Annotated in this window: 21 protein-coding genes and 1 pseudogene; 15 read left to right on the plus strand and 7 right to left on the minus strand. The window is 32.5% G+C overall.

Going from position 1 to position 19833, the window contains the following annotated elements:
• Positions 1-956, minus strand: a 956-nt coding sequence (locus tag CHB72_RS21275) for an IS1634 family transposase (protein ID WP_207652621.1), incomplete at its 3' end; no start/stop codon positions are given.
• 544 nt (positions 957-1500) lie between these two features.
• On the opposite strand from CHB72_RS21275, the gene CHB72_RS21280 reads away from it, so the two are divergent.
• From CHB72_RS21280 to CHB72_RS21320, 10 genes and pseudogenes are all read left to right on the plus strand, one after another.
• The gene (locus CHB72_RS21280) at positions 1501-2334 is read left to right on the plus strand and encodes a class I SAM-dependent methyltransferase (protein WP_089284896.1); all 834 of its coding nucleotides are present in this window, start codon (positions 1501-1503) and stop codon (positions 2332-2334) included.
• Positions 2335-2605: 271 nt separating this feature from the next.
• Positions 2606-2884: a CD3324 family protein gene (locus CHB72_RS21285; protein ID WP_089284897.1), complete on the plus strand. Its 279-nt coding sequence runs from the start codon at positions 2606-2608 to the stop codon at positions 2882-2884.
• Positions 2885-3003: 119 nt separating this feature from the next.
• Positions 3004-3672 (plus strand): SAM-dependent methyltransferase, encoded by a 669-nt coding sequence (locus CHB72_RS21290; RefSeq protein ID WP_089284898.1) that lies wholly within the window; start codon positions 3004-3006, stop codon positions 3670-3672.
• Between the two features lie 103 nt (positions 3673-3775).
• Positions 3776-4453 carry a DUF6033 family protein gene (locus CHB72_RS21295; RefSeq protein ID WP_089284899.1) on the plus strand — a complete coding sequence of 226 codons (678 nt, stop codon included), beginning with the start codon at positions 3776-3778 and terminating at the stop codon, positions 4451-4453.
• A 222-nt stretch (positions 4454-4675) separates the two neighbouring features.
• A complete protein-coding gene (locus CHB72_RS21300; RefSeq protein ID WP_242975226.1) occupies positions 4676-4846 on the plus strand; it encodes a BlaI/MecI/CopY family transcriptional regulator in 171 nt (56 codons plus the stop codon).
• On the plus strand, positions 4846-5721 hold the full coding sequence (locus tag CHB72_RS21305; RefSeq protein ID WP_089284901.1) for a formate/nitrite transporter family protein: 876 nt from the start codon (positions 4846-4848) through the stop codon (positions 5719-5721). Before CHB72_RS21300 ends, CHB72_RS21305 begins: the two co-directional genes overlap by 1 nt.
• Positions 5722-5879: 158 nt before the next feature.
• Positions 5880-6380, plus strand: a pseudogene (locus CHB72_RS21310) (IS3 family transposase); the annotation flags it as partial.
• Positions 6381-6432: 52 nt separating this feature from the next.
• The gene (locus CHB72_RS26815; RefSeq protein ID WP_278277883.1) at positions 6433-6678 is read left to right on the plus strand and encodes an IS3 family transposase; all 246 of its coding nucleotides are present in this window, start codon (positions 6433-6435) and stop codon (positions 6676-6678) included.
• A 98-nt stretch (positions 6679-6776) separates the two neighbouring features.
• Positions 6777-6950 (plus strand): hypothetical protein, encoded by a 174-nt coding sequence (locus CHB72_RS26820; RefSeq protein WP_176431526.1) that lies wholly within the window; start codon positions 6777-6779, stop codon positions 6948-6950.
• Positions 6951-7431: 481 nt separating this feature from the next.
• Positions 7432-9351: a sensor domain-containing diguanylate cyclase gene (locus tag CHB72_RS21320; RefSeq protein WP_089284903.1), complete on the plus strand. Its 1920-nt coding sequence runs from the start codon at positions 7432-7434 to the stop codon at positions 9349-9351.
• 141 nt (positions 9352-9492) lie between these two features.
• Here CHB72_RS21320 and CHB72_RS21325 read toward each other — a convergent pair whose 3' ends face one another.
• The 3 genes from CHB72_RS21325 to CHB72_RS21335 all read right to left on the minus strand — a co-directional run bounded on the left by CHB72_RS21325 (position 9493) and on the right by CHB72_RS21335 (position 11482).
• Positions 9493-10194 carry a B3/B4 domain-containing protein gene (locus CHB72_RS21325; protein WP_089284904.1) on the minus strand — a complete coding sequence of 234 codons (702 nt, stop codon included), beginning with the start codon at positions 10192-10194 and terminating at the stop codon, positions 9493-9495.
• A gap of 123 nt (positions 10195-10317) precedes the next feature.
• Positions 10318-10500: a hypothetical protein gene (locus CHB72_RS21330; RefSeq protein WP_089284905.1), complete on the minus strand. Its 183-nt coding sequence runs from the start codon at positions 10498-10500 to the stop codon at positions 10318-10320.
• Positions 10501-10666: 166 nt separating this feature from the next.
• On the minus strand, positions 10667-11482 hold the full coding sequence (locus CHB72_RS21335; protein ID WP_089284906.1) for a MerR family transcriptional regulator: 816 nt from the start codon (positions 11480-11482) through the stop codon (positions 10667-10669).
• A gap of 555 nt (positions 11483-12037) precedes the next feature.
• On the opposite strand from CHB72_RS21335, the gene CHB72_RS21340 reads away from it, so the two are divergent.
• From CHB72_RS21340 to CHB72_RS21350, 3 genes are all read left to right on the plus strand, one after another.
• Positions 12038-12427, plus strand: coding sequence for a hypothetical protein (locus tag CHB72_RS21340; RefSeq protein ID WP_089284907.1), 390 nt, complete (start codon positions 12038-12040; stop codon positions 12425-12427).
• 68 nt (positions 12428-12495) lie between these two features.
• Positions 12496-12687, plus strand: coding sequence for a YwbE family protein (locus CHB72_RS21345; RefSeq protein WP_089284908.1), 192 nt, complete (start codon positions 12496-12498; stop codon positions 12685-12687).
• Positions 12688-13283: 596 nt separating this feature from the next.
• Positions 13284-13823, plus strand: coding sequence for a DUF5698 domain-containing protein (locus tag CHB72_RS21350; protein ID WP_089284909.1), 540 nt, complete (start codon positions 13284-13286; stop codon positions 13821-13823).
• An 87-nt stretch (positions 13824-13910) separates the two neighbouring features.
• Here the strand turns inward: CHB72_RS21350 and CHB72_RS21355 are convergent, their stop codons facing one another.
• Both CHB72_RS21355 and CHB72_RS21360 read right to left on the minus strand, forming a co-directional pair.
• Positions 13911-14369: a DMT family transporter gene (locus CHB72_RS21355; RefSeq protein WP_089284910.1), complete on the minus strand. Its 459-nt coding sequence runs from the start codon at positions 14367-14369 to the stop codon at positions 13911-13913.
• An 11-nt stretch (positions 14370-14380) separates the two neighbouring features.
• Positions 14381-14803: a DMT family transporter gene (locus CHB72_RS21360; RefSeq protein ID WP_089284911.1), complete on the minus strand. Its 423-nt coding sequence runs from the start codon at positions 14801-14803 to the stop codon at positions 14381-14383.
• A gap of 129 nt (positions 14804-14932) precedes the next feature.
• Between CHB72_RS21360 and yeiL the strand changes: the two genes are divergently transcribed.
• A complete protein-coding gene (yeiL, locus tag CHB72_RS21365) occupies positions 14933-15628 on the plus strand; it encodes a transcriptional regulator YeiL (RefSeq protein WP_089284951.1) in 696 nt (231 codons plus the stop codon).
• Positions 15629-15954: 326 nt separating this feature from the next.
• On the opposite strand, the gene CHB72_RS21370 is transcribed toward yeiL, so the two are convergent.
• Positions 15955-18282, minus strand: a complete 2328-nt coding sequence (locus tag CHB72_RS21370) for a DUF4183 domain-containing protein (protein WP_089284912.1) — start codon at positions 18280-18282, stop codon at positions 15955-15957.
• Positions 18283-18513: 231 nt separating this feature from the next.
• Here CHB72_RS21370 and neuC point away from each other — a divergent pair, with 231 nt between their 5' ends.
• On the plus strand, positions 18514-19662 hold the full coding sequence (gene neuC / locus CHB72_RS21375) for a UDP-N-acetylglucosamine 2-epimerase (RefSeq protein WP_089284913.1): 1149 nt from the start codon (positions 18514-18516) through the stop codon (positions 19660-19662).
• The last annotated feature ends 171 nt before the right edge of the window (positions 19663-19833 follow it).

Raw genomic sequence — 19833 nt, forward strand, 5'->3', positions numbered from 1 at the left:
TCATATCCTTCATCAGACAAAACATATTCCTTTAAGTCAGCACTGGCTCCTCGAACTGTCTGAGAATATATATAGCCATTCTTATGGAGGATGTTATAAGCAATATTTTCTCCAGTGTTCATGCCTTTGTCGGCAACTACAATCACACGGCCGAAATTGTAGTCATTTTTCAAATCATCTAGAACAGGCATCAAAGTAGTGCAATCATTGGTATTTCCCTCAAATAGCTTGTAGGTAATCGGCAGACCAGAATTATCCATTAATAATCCCATCTGGATAATAGGGTTGGTTCTATGCTCCTTGGAAACGCCTTTTTTACGGAATTCATCAGGTTCCTTAATTTCAAAGTAGTAGTTGGTAACATCATAATAAACAGTGCTGGTATCTCTGCCATAATTCATTCTAACCATCTCATGAATATGGAGAAGCAAATCATCCTTGAGGGAATTAAAATAATCCAGGGCCTTGTAAATATGATTCATACTGAACTTGAAGTCGAGAAAATAATTATCCATGGTCTCAAAAGAAGCCTTCTTAGAACAAGGAATTAGAACTCTCGAGTAAACAAGCATTTGATAAATATTGTTAAGAGAATACCCAATGTTTAAGCTTCTCTGTCTGTTGATGAAAAACTTGTCAAGCTCAAGATTATGATAGAAATGGCTTAGAACAGAGAAACCAAGATTTTTTCTCAAGACAGAAGAAGAATCAATGGTCTCATTTGGAGAGAAGGTAAAGTTTATGGGCAATTCCTTTTCCCTAGCATCACGAGTCATTTCTTTTGCCAATTCAGTAAAGTAGGCAATGGGATCATCGTATTCACTTTCAAGATCATCCAAATACCCTAAGCTTTTGACTTTTCTTTGTTTGGTTTTACCGGTACCAGGCTCTCTGAACCCTTCAACGATAGAAAGGTAAACACGGCCGTTTGGTCTTTTATCTTTTTTCAAGAACATAATCATCACCCTATACTATCATACCATAGAATGACATAGAATAACATAAAAAAGTATAAAATTTGACATAAAAAATTCCCAGTACACATTAGTATTACAAAGATTGGCGTTTCATCATTTGATTATTTGGTGTAAAACTCGGGAATATGTTCCGTTGAAAATTCATCTCCAATACTATTTTACAGTTAGTATGAGCAAACTGAAGCGTTCTGCTGTTTCGTGACGAATACGAAGAAATAGGAGATAATAAACATTGACAATAAAGAAAAATAATTATATAATAATCTAAAACTAATAAAGAAAAGAGTGATGATATTTCGACATATCGGATGCTATGGAGATCAGTAGCATAGGTATCGTTGGATAAGGGGAGATAAAATCAACAAATTTATAGGTAAGTATTGACTGTGCAAACAGTTATGTTGTTATGCCTATAAATGTTCGATTTTATTTTACTCTTAACTTATCTTCATTTTTAGAAGTCTAAGCCGTAGAGTAAAATCTGCGGCTTTTAATTTTATCTAAAAACGAAAAGGAGTGTCTTATGAATAATTTTATTGATCAATATTTACTATTACCCAATGTTTTTGAACCAAGCAATACAAATTTCTGGAATGATAAACATATCTCCATGCAGCTTTTGGAAGCACATTTAAATCCTAATTTTGAAGGTGCAAGCAGGACAAAAGAATTCATTAATAAATCTTCTTTGTGGATTAGTAAGACAATTCCTCCTACATCCTATCCAGAATTACTAGATATAGGGTGTGGTCCGGGATTGTATGCAGAAAGGTTTACAAGGGCTGGTTTTAAAGTGACTGGTATTGATTTTTCAGAAAGATCTATTTCTTATGCACGTGAATCAGCTAGAAAAAAGAAATTAAATATTACTTATCTATACCAAAACTATTTAGAATTAATTACAAAAAATAGATTCAATTTGGCTACGATGATCTATTGTGATTATGGAGCATTATCATATCAAAAAAGAGAACTGTTAATGAGAAAGGTATATGACAGTCTAAAATCCGGAGGATTATTTCTTTTTGATGTCTTTACGATAAAAAAGTACAACAACTTTCTAGGAAAACAAACATGGGAATATTGTTGTAATGGTGGGTTTTGGAGTTCTGAAGAGTATCTGTCTTTTGATAGAAACTGTAAATATCCAAATCATATATCACTAGAGCAAACAATTGTTATCACTAAAAAAGTTACTCGAAACTACCTTATATGGAATCAATATTTCACAAAAGAAAATTTAATCTTTGAAGCAGAAAAGGCAGGGTTTCAAGTATACGAAATTTTTAATAACATTGATGGAGAGAGATTCAAAGAATATGGGATGATAATGGCTATTTTATTAAAAAAACCATAACTTTTACAATGTCTTGAGAATCTGTCAGGAAGGTTGATTTATGCGGGTATTGGTCTTTTTTACATAATATCCTGCTAACCTAAGATTAAATGCTTATTGACTTAATTATTATATGATAGTATGTTATTATTAGATTTTATAAAAAGGAGGGGTTGTTTGTTGGATTTGGTTATATGCCTAGCAAAAGCTATTGCATATCAGGTATGTTAATCACATAAAAATATGAATAGCTTTTGCTCAATCCTAATGATTAAGATTTTAGGAGGAGCATATGGGCTATGTTAAAGCAACCGATGTATTGCCGCAGGATTTGCTTGATAGAATTCAAAATTATATAGATGGTGAGTACATTTATATTCCACGGAAAACGGAAAATAGAAAAGCTTGGGGAGAAAAAACAAATACTAAAGCAGAGAATTTAATCAGAAACATGGGAATTTATTCAGATTATTTAAATGGTGTTACTGTAGACGAGCTTTCTGAGAAATATTTTTTATCGCCCAAGAGTATACAAAGAATTATATTGACAATACAATCGGAAAAAAAGTAGTAGATATTACGCCATACAGCTTAGTGTATGGCGTATATTTTTTTCTGAAAAATGCTTGAGGTTGAGATCTACATTGTTTATAAATTATACTTGAGTTATTAAAGGGAGAGGTGATATTTATGAATGATAAAACTACAAATATGGGCTTGTTTTCACAGGATTTTATTTATAAAAATTTAATGGGTCCTAATTGTTTAAAAATTTTAAGAGAACTTATCAAAGATATTGAAATTAAACCTAATATGCGCATTTTAGATTTAGGTTGTGGAACCGGACTGACATCGATCTATTTGGCTAAAAACTTTGACGTTACTGTTTTTGCAACAGACTTGTGGATAAAGCCTTCTGAAAATTATGAACGCATTAAACAATTTAATTTGGAAGATAAAGTTTATCCGATTTATGCAAATGCGCTAAGCCTTCCATATGCAGATGAATTCTTTGATATAGTTATTAGCGTGGGGGCATATAACTGTTTTGGATGTAAGTCAGACTACCTACAAAAATGTTTGTTGCCGCTCGTTAAAAAAGAGGGATTGATTTGTGTGAGTGTGCCAGGAGTAAAAATTGGATTTGATGGAATAGTTCCAGAGGAACTTACCCCATTTTGGCAGGAAAACATGAATTTTTATTCTTTCCAGTGGTGGCATAAGCTCCCCTTGGTTCCTTGGCTCGAAGCAATAAAGTTACTGGAATGCATAATGACAGAGTATCCAAATTCTCCTGTATATGATGAAGCGATAAGATCTATGAACTTGACTAAACGAAAGAGCAAGTGTATCTCATAATAAAGCTGTAATTTTTTACTAAAGAGTTTGTTTTATAAGACGATAATTATATTACAGGGAATTGATGAAAAAATGGGAGATGTAAATATGAGGAGTGATAAGAATGTCAATAGGTATAAATACGAACTACAGCAATTATTACAGTAGCAATTTAGCAGGAGCGCAGCCACAGACAGCTAAAACTAGCCAAACAAAAGAACTTGAATCAACATATAATAAAAATAAACAAATGAGTGAACAGGAATATTTGAAAGAATTACAGGAAAAATATCCCTCATTGAAACTTTCTACAGGTTACTTAAATACCAAAGGACCTAGCGGTACAGGTCTTGGAAATGTTGTAATTCACCCTAATCTATTAAAGAAGATGGCAGGTGATCCCGAATTTGCATCTAAGGTTGAGAATAATATCAAGTATATACCACAGGGAGAAGCATGGAAAAAAAGCATGATAGAATCGGGTGGTAGAAAGCTGGTTGCTTCAGGATGTTTTGTTGATGAGGATGGAAATGTCAGTAGCTGGAGCATAAGCTCAACTACGATTGGAAACCCAGAAGAAGATGAAAAAAAGGAACGGATGAAAGAGTTACAGGAAAAACTTGCCCAAGAGCAAAGAAAAATTGAAAAAGTGACAGAAAAATATACAGAGCAGAGAAAACAACTTGAAGAAATGCTACAAATCAATCGTATAGAAGCAAGCACAATAACCAATCTTTATAGCTATAATCATGGACAGACCAGTTTTGCACTAAATAATTGGGATTTTAATAAGATTGGATAATCTTTCACATAGTGTACGCTTACTTTAAATGACGTGTTAATATGTCAAGGGGATGGGATTGTTGACAAGTTCATATAATATAGTCCCTTTGACATTATAAACTGAAAAATTATATTGACAGTAAAAAAGTGCTGATGTAAAATATTAACAAAAGTCAATGTAAAAAATAGAAGCATATTTATAAATATATTGATAAAACTTCCCAATGGTGAGTCTGAGGTTATGAAGGTAGTATGGGCTAATGATCTACTCATCACAACCAGCATTGTTATGGAACAGTCAGAGCAAAAGAAGGAATGGAAAGCGCAAACCATTATTACGCTGTTATTGCGCCTAGCAGAGGGAGAATTTCTTAGGACGATTTACTCGAAAATAGTGAAAGGATTGGTTTAATGAGCACAAATAATTTCTTGACACCTGCTGAAATTGCATCCTCTACAGTAGAAGTTAGCATGAAAAAGGTAAAATTGTCTACGATCCAAATGCTTTTGTTGGGTATGTTAGCCGGTGCCTTCATTGCCTTTGCTGCGGAGGGCTCAAATATGGCAGCTTTTAATTTATTTGCTAAAGCAGAGACCTATGGTTTAGGTAAGGCTTTAGCGGGGGCTATATTTGGTACCGGATTGATGCTGGTATTATTGGCAGGAGGAGAACTTTTTACTGGTAATACGTTGATTGTAGTTGGTGTACTTCAAGGTAAAATAAAAATTAGCAAAATGTTAAGAAATTGGTTTTTTGTGTATCTTGGTAACCTTATCGGATCAGTATTCATTGCCTATATGATGGTTCAAGCAGGATTATTCAACAGTGGAGCAAATGGTTTAGGTGCCATAACCATTAAGATTGCATCCTACAAGGTAGGACTATCTTTTATGCCAGCTTTTTATCTTGGCATCATGTGTAACTGGTTGGTTTGCTTGGCGGTATGGATGTCTTATGGTGCAAAAGATGTAGTGGGTAAGATTTTCGCCATATTTTTTCCTATATGGCTGTTCATAACATCAGGCTTTGAGCACAGCATTGCCAATATGTACTATATTCCTGCGGGAATTTTGGCAAAAACGAATCCTACTTGGACAGAAGCTTCTCAATTGACTGCTGAACAGTTATCTAAGCTAAATTGGGGAACCTTTTTCGTTAACAATCTAATTCCCGTAACGTTAGGGAATATTATTGGTGGCGTTCTGTTTGTAGGCGGTATTTATTGGTATGTATATCTAAAGAACAAGAAGGATGCAGTAACAGACATCAAAAAAGTTTCAACATAATGAAATTACATGAAATGAGTTAAAATCATTGGTTTGGCTCATTTTTTTTATACAAAAATAACAACTGTGAGCACCGTTGCATTGTCTGGCGTTTAGAGGAAAGTCCATATAGGGTAAGGTGTCTATAACCCCGTCCCCTCGACACTAAAGTCAGTAGGAGCGCCTTTTATGACTGGCAGAAACGCCCTATAAGTCATAGTAAGAAGGAAGATATCAAGCTATTAGCTGATATTAAAGAAATATTTGATGAATCTGATGGAACCTATGGTCATAGACGTATCAAAAGAAGGTTAAAGAAAAAAGGTATAAGAGCCAGTAACAATCGTATTAGAAGGCTCATGAGAGAAAATGGCTTAATAAGTGCATTGAAGACTAAATTTAAAGCCACCACAAATTCAAATTACAACTATCCAGTAGCTCCTAATCTATTAAACAAAGACTTTACAGCTCAAGCAAAGAATCAAAAATGGGTTGGGGATATTACCTATGGTGCCACTAGTGAAGGATGGCTTTACCTAGCAGCTATTGAGGATCTGTATCATAAAAAGATAGTAGGCTGGGCACTAGATAGCAGAATGACTAAACAGTTAACGCTTAATGCGTTAAACCAAGCTATTACTCGCGAAAGACCAGCCAAAGGACTAATATTTCAGCGATAGAGGGTCGCAGTATGCAGCCTACGATTATCAAGATAAACTTAGAGAAAATGGAATAAGGCAGAGTATGAGCACCAAGGGGGACTGCTATGATAACGCTTGTATGGAATCATTTTTTGCAACCTTAAAAAAAGATTTAATTCATAGAAGACGCTTCAAAACCTGTGAAGAAGCTAAAATAGCTATTATTAACTATATAGAAACATGGTATAACTCTAGAAGGAGTCATAGTAGCTTAGACTATATGTCTCCTATGGAATATGAGCTACATCATAGTCAAGGCAAGGATTTAGCAGCCTAATTTGTAACGCTAGTTTTATCAATTTTTTCCTTTAAATTTTTATTTGAAAAATTGATTTAATTTCCTATTGGTTATAAAAAAATTAGGAGGAATAAAAAATGAAATATGATGCATTAGGAATGATAGAAACAAAAGGTTTAGTTGGAGCTGTTGAAGCTGCAGCTGCACAAAGAGTTGGAGAATTAATTTCAGTTCATGTTATTCCACGTCCACATGTTGAGGTTGAAGGTATTCTTCCTGTAGGAAAGGTATCAAAGGAAACTGTAAAATAAGAAGTATCAATATGACTTTCACTGAACGGTAGAGATAAAGCTCTACCGTTCACTATATTAGGGGGTTTTTCTTTAGAGGGGGATACTCCCTATTTATTTTGCGAAATAATATCATCTTTCTATAAAAATACATGCAAAACCGCAACTCTGTTTATTCATCTAAAAGCTATCTTAGATTAAAACAAGTATGAATGCTACTACACAACTAATAAAAAATATGTAATTTTCTGTTGAAATATGTTATTATGATAGGGCAAAAGACTCATAAGAGCAATTCTTATTCTATTGAAATGGAATAAGGGGAGACAATTAAGATAAAGTCAAAGTGTCAAATGAAAGCCACAATAATAAATAGAAGTTGAGATAATTGTGGTTAGAATGTTAGTATACAATGTATTCTTAGCAAAACAAATTTAGGTTCCTATTTGTTTGAGATAACATAATTATTTCAGCAGTAGATGGGGAAGAGGGGAAAGAAAAAATGAGGAGAGTAAGCTTAATACTCAAACTTTATTTAAACTTTATGCTTTTTACTATATTAATACCAATTTTATGTATTATTTTAGTATGGCAAAAGAAAATGCCATCCTTTGAAACTTGGAGCTCAAGTAGTATCGTCTTGTTTATTATGTTGATAGGACTACTTACTATAATACCCGTGATATATGTACGGAATAAGATGATAAAGGTTTACCAAGGAATGGAAGACATAAAAAGTAATTCTCTGGCGATTAATGAAGGAAAAAGAATATATGATTCAAAGTCAGCAAGCTTTACTTCTTTTTTAAATAGCATAGAGGATTTAAATAGTCAAGTAAGGGTTCTGCAGTTTGAAAATCGTATCCTGTATGATACAGCTTTGGCAATACATACATCTGCTTCTCTTGGAGAATTATTAGACATAATAATGGCTAGATTAACAACTCACATGAAGGCTGACTTTGGGTTGATTTTTTTACTAGATGGAGATGAACTTAAGTTAAGAGCCCAGTGCGGTATTCCAGAGCAAAGGATTGAAAAAAGAAGCTTTAGAATAGGAGAAGGGCTTGTGGGATGGGTAGCGCATAAAGGGGAGGGGATTCTCTCGCCAAATGTTGAAACCGACTATCGTTATGTACACTGTGTAGCTAATACCAAATCACAAATTACAATACCAGTTAAAATATATGAAAGAATACTAGGGGTACTGGTTTTAGGGAGTCAGAAATCCGCTCATTTAAATGAGGCGGATTTTAAGTTGTTAAAAACAATATCCGGAGAAATTGGACTAGCAATTAATAATGCCAAGCTTACCGAAATACTTAAAAAGGAAAATGAATACAATCATATACTGTTTGAAATGACGAAGGAGATAACTTCCTCGGTTGATTTGAAAGAAGTAGCAGAAATAGGGGTGAAGGCTATTACTGGCGTTGTTGAAGCAGAGTCGTGTACTGTAGCGGTGTATGACAAGAAAAATCACGCTTTAAATGTAATTGCTTCCTATGGAGAAATTGGAGAAACAAAAGAAACTTTGCAATTTGAGGGTACTATTAGGCAAGCTTTCCACAAGAAACATCCAGCAGGGCAAGAAATAGACTCTGGTTATTTATATTCAGTTCCATTGCTATCTGAGAATGACTGTATTGGAGTTTTACATATGCAAACAAACGATATCCTATCAAAGGATATATTTGAACTGATCACTAGTGTAGCAACTCCATTATCCAATGCTTTAGAAAATTCAATTCTATATAAATCTGTAGAAAATTTAGCCATAACAGATGGGTTAACTGGAGTTTATAATCATCGCTATTTTCAGGAAATTCTTGATCAAAAGATTCGGTACGCTGAAAAATATAACCAGGATTTAAGTTTAGTTATGTTAGATATTGATAATTTTAAACAGTACAATAATAGGTACGGGCATCCAGTTGCTGATGTTGTATTGAAGCAAATATCAGAGATACTTAAAAATAATCTACGGGAACAGGATATTATATCAAGATATGGTGGTGATGAATTTACCATTATATTACCTGATACTACTAGTCAAGAGGCATATATAATTATGGAGAGGGTAAGAGACTTAATTTCAACACATAAATTTTATATGCAGAATAATAAAGAAAATGATGATAGTGAAGATATCATTAAAGAGGTTGATAAAAATAAGGAAGTATATAAAAAGCATAATTTAGTTCAGAGAAACATTTTAAAATGGTTTTCTGATAAAGGGTTATATAATAAATTAAATTTCTTAAGTAATTCCTTTAAGATTACAATCAGTGTAGGAATTTCCTCATTGACTGATGTGAATTTTGATAAAACAGAGCTTATAAAATATGCTGATCAAGCAGCATTGCTATCGAAACAAAATGGAAAAAATAAAGTAACTAGTTGGATTCCAGACACTGAGTAAATTGTATTACAAAGGAAAAATGAAAATATATCAAAGTGAATTATGATGTGTAAGCTACTGAATCCTCTCATTACGTTGTCCTTATTTTTTCTTATTAATTAATGATGATCCACCAACTTAACAGGTGGATCATCATTAATGTTAAAAAATAATACTTGGATTATGTGAATCTACAATATACTTCTCGCAAGTACCTTCAAATCTTTCGATAACTAAACCTTCTATATCAGCCATAGCCTTGTAAAATGAAGAATCTTCGTTATCTCCAAATCCAACAAGCTGAAAGAAAATATCTTTACTTTTACTAGTAATCTTTCCTAGATCACTTTGTCTCCAAATCCATTTTCTAGTTTGAACAATATTTCCACTGGTGAAAATTAATTCCCTCTCATCTACCTTTTCATAATCCTTGGCACCAAAGGGAAGGAAAATTTCATCTCCCTTACTAAAGCGAACAGCAAGATCTTGGTGAATATCATTTAGATCGTGGGCACCAAGGGTGATGATATGTTCCAATGACACGGCATTACATAGATCAACTAAAGCATTAATTGTGGGTAATTCTCCACCTTTAAGTATCCTTTTCAACATAGCTTCTACAGAGGTAGGATATTTGTTTGGATTAATGCCTGCTTTAGTCATTACATCTCTATAAAACGAAATGTTAGGCCAACTTTTCAATTGCTCAATCTGAATAGTATCACGCAGCTTACTCTCAGCATTTCTTAGTCTTTCTTTATCAGTTTCCAGTGTTTGTGAATTCTTTAAGTTTTTACCTATTAAAATACCAAATTTGATATTGGGGTTAAGTTCAAAAACTGATGTATTTACTGTGTATAACAAATAAATCACTCCTAACTTGTTTATGATTATAACTTATTCTTCCATCAAAAGCATGCCTAAGTTCAAGGCTTTAATATTGAGGTCAACGAAGCTTTCCTTTACATTTGCACGAATAATCTTCTCTCAAGCGATCTCCTCCAATCCCATTGATTTAATCAATGCTCCCAAGAGAATGAAGTTCATCACATTAGGATTACCGAGCTCTTTTGCTTTATCAGCGGCATTAATAATCTTGGTATTGACAAGAGCATGAAGATCCTCTACAAGTCCTGCTGGATAATCAAACCTTCCGTTTAAAATAGGCATAGAGTCAATCTCAAATTCATTGACGATGACTTTTCCACTAGGTTTTAAATATTTGAATAATTCTTAAGTCTATCCATTCGCTCCTTTTTTTCTAAAGATAAAAATAAGCACAATGACAATATGATTATGCTTATTTTAAACCATCCAGTAACTGGAGAGTCAATATTTATTTTATTGGAATTTGGATTTCTGTAAGATGGTGTTTTTTATCAATAGAAATAAATTGATTAATGATAGTTCTCTCAATAGAATCGCCGATAATATCATAGCTATTCTTTTCCAGGTACGCTAGAATCATTTTATAATATTTGGGAGAAGCGTGATGATCACCTCTGTAATAAATACAAGCATAATCACCTTGTGGTATTTTTTCTGCATTTTCATGATCAACAAAACCTTTTTCTAATAATACAAAAATTGAATTATATTCATTGAAATGCATCTGCTTTATATGATCCATTGATATAGTCAATCCAACCTTACCAATAATGATGTCAAAATTTGTATTTGTCTTACTATCTAGTTTTTTCAGTGAGAGTTCTAATTCAGCTTCGGAACAAATTTTTTCTTTTAGTCTTAGAATATTTCTTTCAGGTATTGATTTTACCATGACACATTCTAGTTTTTGAACATTTTTAGCTTCTTCAATTTCTATAATCCTGTCTTCAAATTTCTTTCTTATTTCTTCTAACTCATCAATTTTAATTTCTGTTAATTTTTGTTGTTTTTTTAATAGCTCTAAAAATACATTAATATCTCGATATTTTAGATGACTTTTGATTAGCTTTAATGGCATGCCTAAGATTTTCAAATAAATGATTGTATGTAAGTGTTCAAATTGTTCAGTAGAATAATATCTATAGCCAGTATCTTTATTAACATGCATTGGTTTAAATAATCCGATTTCATCATAATAACGAAGTGTTTTTATGGGGATTTTAAATAATTTTGAAATTTCACCAATTGAAAACTTGTTTTCCATTCATGTACCACCTTTAATAAAAAATAATTATTTAAGTATCATTTCATTGTGAATAATTGCTGCTGAGGAATATTTTGGGCATTATCAGAACAAACAGGCGTTGTTATGTAGAGCTCAGATATTTCTATAATAAAATAAATAAAATATTTTTCTTTAATTATACATAATATTTTACATTATTTGTTACACAACTTAAAATGTTTTAGAAACAAAAGGGAGAGTAAACTTTAAGACAATTAACAAAAATGATTTTAAATTGATAAAGTCAAATAGTATTATTAGAAAAAATTTAACATAAAGTGGTTAAAGGAGAATAGTTATAGGCTTGATTTATATGTCCCTTTGGTTTATACTAACTTTTAGGAAATATGTCTTTACATAAAACAATATTCTGAGTATCAGCACGATCGTTCTATTAAAACACACATCGAGATTGTAGTGAAAATGTATAAAATTTAGAGAAAGTGGGATAATTACAAAATATTATAGATATACGTTTTTAGACTTAAATTTTAAAAAACAACTTAAAAATATTAATAAGCATGGAGGTCTACGATGATTAAAGCATATGTAGTAGGAATCTCAACACATTATGAGAATGAAGATATAGAAATTAGATATCGTATCTATAAAGATCAAGAACTTGTATGTGAAAAATCAATTTTCCAGGAATTTAAGAAACCATTGGTTGTAAGTCACGTTGCTTTACTAACACTTTTGAAGGAATTAGAAAAATATACGGAATATGAGATAACTATTGTTATTAATGATGCAGCTTTGAATGAGCAAATTAGAGGGACATCAAAAACGAAAAATAAGGATGTCCTAAAAATGGCAAACATCGTTAGAGAAGAATTAAATAAATTTAAAGGTTCGGTTACAGTTAAGGATGTTAGTGGAAATCCTGCAGAATTGATGGAATGGAATGATATATTACAACCTTAGCTAAAGAAGAGCATCCTGCAATTTAGGATGCTTATTGCTACCTTAAAAGAAAGGAATAGGATAAAATAATGGACGGAACTAGAAGAAGTGATATTAAAATAGGGACTACCGTAATGATTGTACAAAAACAAGATCAACGTAGTGGTAAGCTTACAGAAGGCGTAGTTAAGAGGATTCTTACCAACTCACCAGAGCATCATCATGGCATCAAGGTTATGCTTGAAAGCGGGATCGTTGGTAGAGTAAAAGAAATAAGGTAAGATACGAAAAATAAAAGGGTAAGCAGATCAAGCTCGGTAGCGTGATATTTGCATACAAAAGCTAAGTTGGAATACTTTTAAAAAATAATTTGTAAATATTTTCAATATATGATACAATCAATAAGTTAGTTTATTAGTTAAATAAAGTTGGTTAAAGTATAACCAAATTATTTTTTGCAATAATCTTATCGTTAGTTTCAAAATTAATATGAAGATGCTTTTCATTTCATCTCTAAGGCTTATAAGAACTTAGATGCCTTCCTTAGTGCATGCTAGAGATTTTCAAAATATCTAATAGTGAAAGTAGATTTATCCTATTCTTGAATTTTCAATATGAATTATTAAAATAAATAGTTGCATGATCAATACTCACGAATTTTTCATAGGATGGTTGCTATTATTTCCTAGTAATAGAAGTTACATATTCTGTGGATGGTTTTAGGTTTGATGATGGGGTTCTTGAAAACACTGATTATTTGCTAACATGCTACTATGTTAGCTTTTTGTTGTGTAATACTTACATGAAAAAATAATATACTAGTAAACATGTTCAATTATATTGAAGGACAATTAGGAATTAAAAAGGAGGTGTCTTAATGACACAACATATAGCATTAACGCTTATCGGCTTGTTTTTGATAACCGCCATTACGAATATTTTGGCAACACTAAAGAGCATATTGATGGCAAAAAAAATTATGAACCCGGTGTATTTTTTAGTATTTGCAGATGCTATTATTTTTGCAACAGTCGTTGGTAAGGTGGCTAGTTCAGAAGGACTTCATTTTGCAGTTGCATATGCGTTAGGGAAAACACTAGGAGTTTTTATCGGTAGTAAAATTGAAGATCGACTTGCTTTAGGGATTTTAGAAGTAGATATATTTTTAAATGATAAAAACAAGATGATCCAAATAGCAGAAAGACTTAGAGAAGAAGGTTACACAGTCAATAACTTTTTAGCTCGAGGAAATAATGGAGATAGGAGATACAAAGTAGAAGTTGTTATCAGAAGAAAAGAATTCAAAGTACTTGAAGTTATTATGGATGAATGTGGTGTTACAGATCCAACTTTAAAGATTAAAAATCTAAATAAAGTAGAAGGTAAAATTACTGCCACAAGAGTAAAGGCAATCTAATCTAAAGTAAGAACTGTGGAAATTTTTCACAGTTCTTTTCCTTTTAAAGCGGCGCCACTTCAAACCACCCCTAATTTCGATTCTGTACTAAATTTCTGTGGAGTACAGTACTTCCTGCTTCTGATCTAACACTAAATTGTATGTTAGTCCAATTAATACTAAAAATCCTCCAATGACTTTGCCTAAAGATAAGTGATTTAAAGTAAGATAATCAATGATAATACCAACAAATAATTGGCCCATAAAAATAAGTAAAGTCAAATATAGCGAAGACATTTTGGGAGTGATATAGCTAGAAAGTACAATTACAAAAACCCCCACCAGTCCCCCAAAATAGGCCCATAGAGGTACTGATTGCAATGTTGAATTGGAGATAGACAGAGATTCCTTGCTAAAAGCTAGAAATATAAGTGAAAAAAACAATCCAATGACATAATTGAAAAAAGTGCCTTGGAAAATCCCAATTGTTTTTGCTAAGTTAGCGTTTATAATTCTTGTTAAGACAATGGAAATACCAGCTAAGATTGATATAGATATATAGAACATCATTCATCCCCCTAAAAAATAGTCATCATAAGGATTCCTAAAGCAATAAATAGTAATCCAATACATTTCTTTTTCTCAAATTTAATGACTTGCATCCCTAATAAGCCAAAATGATCTATGAGAATAGAGGCAAGAGATTGACCAAGTAAACCTAAAGCAAGAGTTAGAGAAACCCCTAGTATCGGAAAGCTTAAGTTATTAAAAAGAACAGTAAAAACCCCTATAGCACCAGCACTGTACCAATATAAAGGAATTTTCCTATGGATTTTAATCTTTGATTTACTTATCAATAGTACTAGTACGATGGAAAAAAGTCCAACAATGTGGATAATTATACTGGATGTGTAGTTTCCGAAAATATTAGACAAAGTTCCATTAAACATAATCATGATAGCTATTAGAGCACCTATAAACGCTGAAATCAAATTGTTCATATTCTTTATTTCCTCCTTAGAACGTTAAATCTAATTTACCACGAAATACTTGTAAGTCGGTATGACATATGTCATATTAGAAGAAAGAAATTTTAATCTGAATTTTATAAGGAGTTTGAGGTGAAAAATATGATGAAAATTAATGATTCGCGAAAAATGAATCAGTATATTTCAAAGTACGAAATTGATAAGATTTTTACTGAAGATATGAGACCCTTTATGGAGCTTTTTTTGTTTAAAAGGAATGAACATATTTGCAAAGAAACCGAAGATATTAAATATATTTTTTTCTTTGTGGAAGGAAAAGCAAAGGTCTACACAACCCTCAGTAATGGGAAGTCTTTATTGCTTTGTTTTTATCAAGGATTTAAAGTATTAGGAGACTTAGAGCTTATGGGATTTCAAACTGCCTCTACAAATGTACAGGTTATAGATGATAGCTATTGTATAGGAATTACCTTGCAAAAGGTAGAGACTCATTTGCTTAATGATGCTAAATTTTTAAGATTTATTTGCAATTCTTTAGGTGAAAAATTGAACAGATGTTCAAAAAATAGCTCCATAAACTTACTTTATCCTCTTGAAAATAGGCTAGCCAGTTACATCCTTGCCACTGGTAAAAGCATGGATAATGAAGGCGACGGAAGAATAGAGTTTCATGAAAATTTAACTGAAATAGCGGAACTTTTAGGCACAAGTTATAGACATTTATTAAGAACATTAAAAACCCTAGCTTTAAAGGGTGCTATAAAAAGGGAAAATAATCATTTTGAGATAATAGATAAAATAACTTTAACAAATCTTGCGGCAGATTTATATAAATAAACAACGTTATATATAGGTAACCAACTACAGAACTTAAGCAGATGACTAAAATCTATGATTTCATGTCAGTCGCTTATACAAGGTAAAAATTTGATATACTAAGGGCTACATTTGCAGCCCATGGTTTTGGGCGAAACCGTAGACCTGTGTGCATCAAAATTATGCTTTACCACTAGCTATCAATATAACGATAAATAAAAAAATGTATATTTTAAGCTCTTAGGTTGGTTATCTATAGTAAAGACAAAAATAACTAGGATTTACTTTTTTCTTATTCTATTTCTTTATTAGTATTTCAAACTAAAAATGGGATTAACTTATCATTGTCAGTCCCATTTAGGAAATATGGTAATAGATTGGAGAGAAATAGGCGTTTTTTCTAACGGGGTGTCCTCTGTTTTTAATGTGAGAATACCTTTTTGTACCATATAATTGATACCTGGCTGGAGAACTGCATTCACAAAAAGGTTTTGGTAAGAAGCTTGTTGAGGATTAGGAATTCCCTTATTACCATACATCGTCAATTCATCTTGATTTGTATAGATTTTTTTATTGCTTGCAAGTGTGTTATATTGATAATTTGCTGCCTTTAGAAGTTGATTATTTTTGCCTTTTATGATTAAAGATTCAAGAATAATTGGAACTCCTTTTTGAGGAATATCTACTGTTGTTAATATTAGAAGCCCTTGCTTCACTATATAGTTGATTCTTGGCTGTAAGACCCCATTTATATAAAGGTTAAAATAAGAGACTTTATTTGGATCAAGAATACCTTTATTACCATACAGTTTTAATTCATCATCATTTGTAAACTCTCTTTTTATTCCATCTGAAAAGGTAGTATACTGATAATTTTCCACGTTAATCATCTTATCGTCTTTAACGTCAAAGGAACCAGTAATTTCTGCCACAAGTACTACTATAGTGGTGGAATTTAAAGTTCCTATGTTCCAAATAATCTGATTGTTTTCTTGCGTTGTAGTCCCTTGGGTAAGGCTGAGGATATTAACATTAGTTAAATGATCTAGATGCAAAATATCTACCATGATAGCATTGTTAACTGGACCATGAGCATTATTGGATATATGAATCTCTACCCTCCATGTATTGGTGGCATTAGCATTGACTTCTAAAGGTCCTGAGGTAATGTACTTTTCAATCGTTAAATTCCCAAATATAGGAGGACATTGCTTATCTTTCTTGTTTTTTGATGTTTCCCTGTAATCTTGCCACGGAGTTTGTACTGGAAAAAAATTAGGGGAATTGCTAAATTGAAAAGGATCACAGGCTAAGTTTTCATTGTTTTTGGTATAAGTACCTGCCAAGGAATTATAGATTTCGTTAATCGACTGAAATTCTTGACAGAATTCTAAGGCGGGTATGAATAACGGCACTCTTCCTACGACTTTAATAATAATAAATACACCTGCTGTTAAACTTAATTGATTGTTCAATATAGTAGGGTCTCTTAAAAGTTTTGAACTAGTTTCTGCTACAATCTTAAAGGAAAATTCATCTCTTGCCTCTGGCATAAATAAAATAATGTCTTTAAATATATCTGGGAGATAAACTTCAATGATATCTTGATTTCCAGTAGTTATCTCAAAGGGGATCCTTAAAAGGAATTGAACTCGTTTAAAATTTGATCTATTTTTTATATTGCTTATTATTAAAGTATTTTCCATGATAAAACCTGATTTAAATACAATTCTTTTAAAGCTATTACTACTTATATCTATAGTAATGTTTTCAAAACAGTTTCGCTGTTGACAGTGAGAGTAAACCTTATCCACAATAATACAGGTGCTTTTAAAATTAGGGATAAAGTCTAGAACTTTGATAGGAGTTCCAGAGACAATAGAAGATAGCATGAGACCCAACGAACTATCTCCAGTTGAAAAAGCTCGATTGAGGGATCGAGTGCCCTTAGCTTTGAAAAAGCCTTGCACCTTAAAACTTGCAGTAGCAGATTCTCCTATATTCAAGGTGCCCACATTCCAAGTGATCACCTTATCACTTATACTGATACTACCTTGAGATATGGGAAAGTTCATCGTGTTTAGGATACTATCTAGAAGAATAGTATCTGTTACAAGAATATTGCTAATTGATACAGTTCCTGTATTGGTTACTATGAGTGTAAACTCCCAAGTGGAGATATGACCTGTGACAATAAATGTAGGGCCAGAGATAATAACTTTTTCCAGTTTTAAATAGGACAGCAGAGGCTGTATAGCATTGTGAACAATAATATTCACATCTGTTACAGGTTCGGTAGAGATATGTCCAGAAGGTACAGTACCTTCCACTGTAGCTGTATTAAACTTAGTCACATTTTCACCTATAAAAGTAATAAAAGAAATAATAATCGGAGATCCCTTTAAGGGAATATCTTTGGTCTTTAGTAAAAGCAGCCCTTTTTCAATGCTATAATTGATCTTCGGTTGCAACACGCCATTAATGAACAAGTTATAATAAGAAACTTCATTGGGATCGAGGATGCCTTCGTTACCATACTCTACTAATTCATCCTGATTAGTGTAAATTCTTTTTTTTCCATCAGATAAAGTATTGTATTGATAATTATCAGCCTTTAAGGCTCTTTTTTTATCTGTTAGATGAGAAATCAATTTTGGGGGGGCGTCTTTGGACATAACGATCACTCCGGAAAAATTATATATCACTGTTCTTATCATCATTCTATGTATCTAATAAAGGATATGTTCATTAATAGGAAAAAGACCTGATTCAGAAATGAGTAATTGTAAATATTTCATGTTCTATTTATAGGAATAGGAAATAAGTTATATTATACATATATTTCCAAAGCTTGGAGTGTGGTATTATTAATATTCTCAATAGTGCTGGTTAAGGAGAAAATCATGATGAAACGTAAAATTTGTGTGGTTACTGGGACTCGAGCAGAATATGGATTACTTTACACATTAATGAAAGAAATAGAGAAGGATCAGGACTTGCAATTACAAGTAATTGCCACAGGCATGCACTTGTCCCCTGAATTTGGATTAACCTATCAAGAGATAGAAAGAGATGGATTTATCATTGACAGTAAGGTGGAAATCCTTTTATCTAGTGATACCCCAATAGGAATTTCAAAGTCAATCGGTTTAGGGGTAATTGGCTTTGCTGAAGCCTTTGGACAATTACAACCTGACCTTTTAATCTTACTGGGAGATCGATATGAAATCTTAGCAGCAGCCCAAGCTGCATTAATAGCTAAAATTCCTATTGCGCATATTGCTGGAGGAGATAGAACAGAAGGAGTCTTTGATGAATCTATAAGACACAGTATAACGAAAATGTCTCATCTTCACTTTGTAACAAATGAAGGTTCTTTGAAAATAGTGAGACAGCTAGGGGAGAATCCTAACCATATGTATAATGTAGGAAGCCCTGGAATAGATCGTATTATGAGTTTACGGCGATTAAGCCGTACTGAGTTAGAAAAATCCCTTCAATTTACCTTTTTAAAGAAAAACTTACTGATAACCTTTCACCCAGTCACATTAGATTACCAAGCGTCAGGCAAACAGTTCAGTGAACTATTAGAAGCGCTGCATAATCTTGGCCCTGAAGTTGGTCTGATCTTTACTAAGCCCAATGCAGATCCAGAAGGACGGGAGATTATTTGTTTACTAGAGGATTTTGTTGCCAGACATCCCAATGCTATTGGCTATACTTCCCTAGGACAGCTGCTTTATTTTAGTCTCATTGCGCAAGTAGATGCAGTGGTGGGCAACTCTTCAAGTGCTATATATGAGGTTCCTTCTTTTAAGAAACCTACCGTAAATATTGGAGATAGGCAAAAAGGAAGACTTTTGGCTTCCTCAGTAATTAGTTCTGCTCCTGAGAAAGCAGAAATTGAAAAGGCAATAAGAGCGGCCTTCATCAAAGATTGCTCTAACACAGTAAATCCCTATGGAGGTGGAAATAGTTCTATAAGAATTCATCAGATCATTAAATCTATTAGGGACTATAAAGCTTTGTTAAAAAAACATTTCTATTTTCTATAATACATAAGAACTTATATACTTTTATAAAATGTACATAAGTTATAGTTTGTGTAATGTCTTTCAATATAGGTAAATAATTAAAAACTTGGCTGATAACTTTTCTGTTGTTCACTTATACAGAGCGTAATTAACCTTTAAAAACCTTTGAAAAAGATTTTATTCTAAAGTAGG

The organism is Anaerovirgula multivorans (genome assembly GCF_900188145.1).
Lineage (GTDB): Bacteria > Bacillota > Clostridia > Peptostreptococcales > Natronincolaceae > Anaerovirgula > Anaerovirgula multivorans.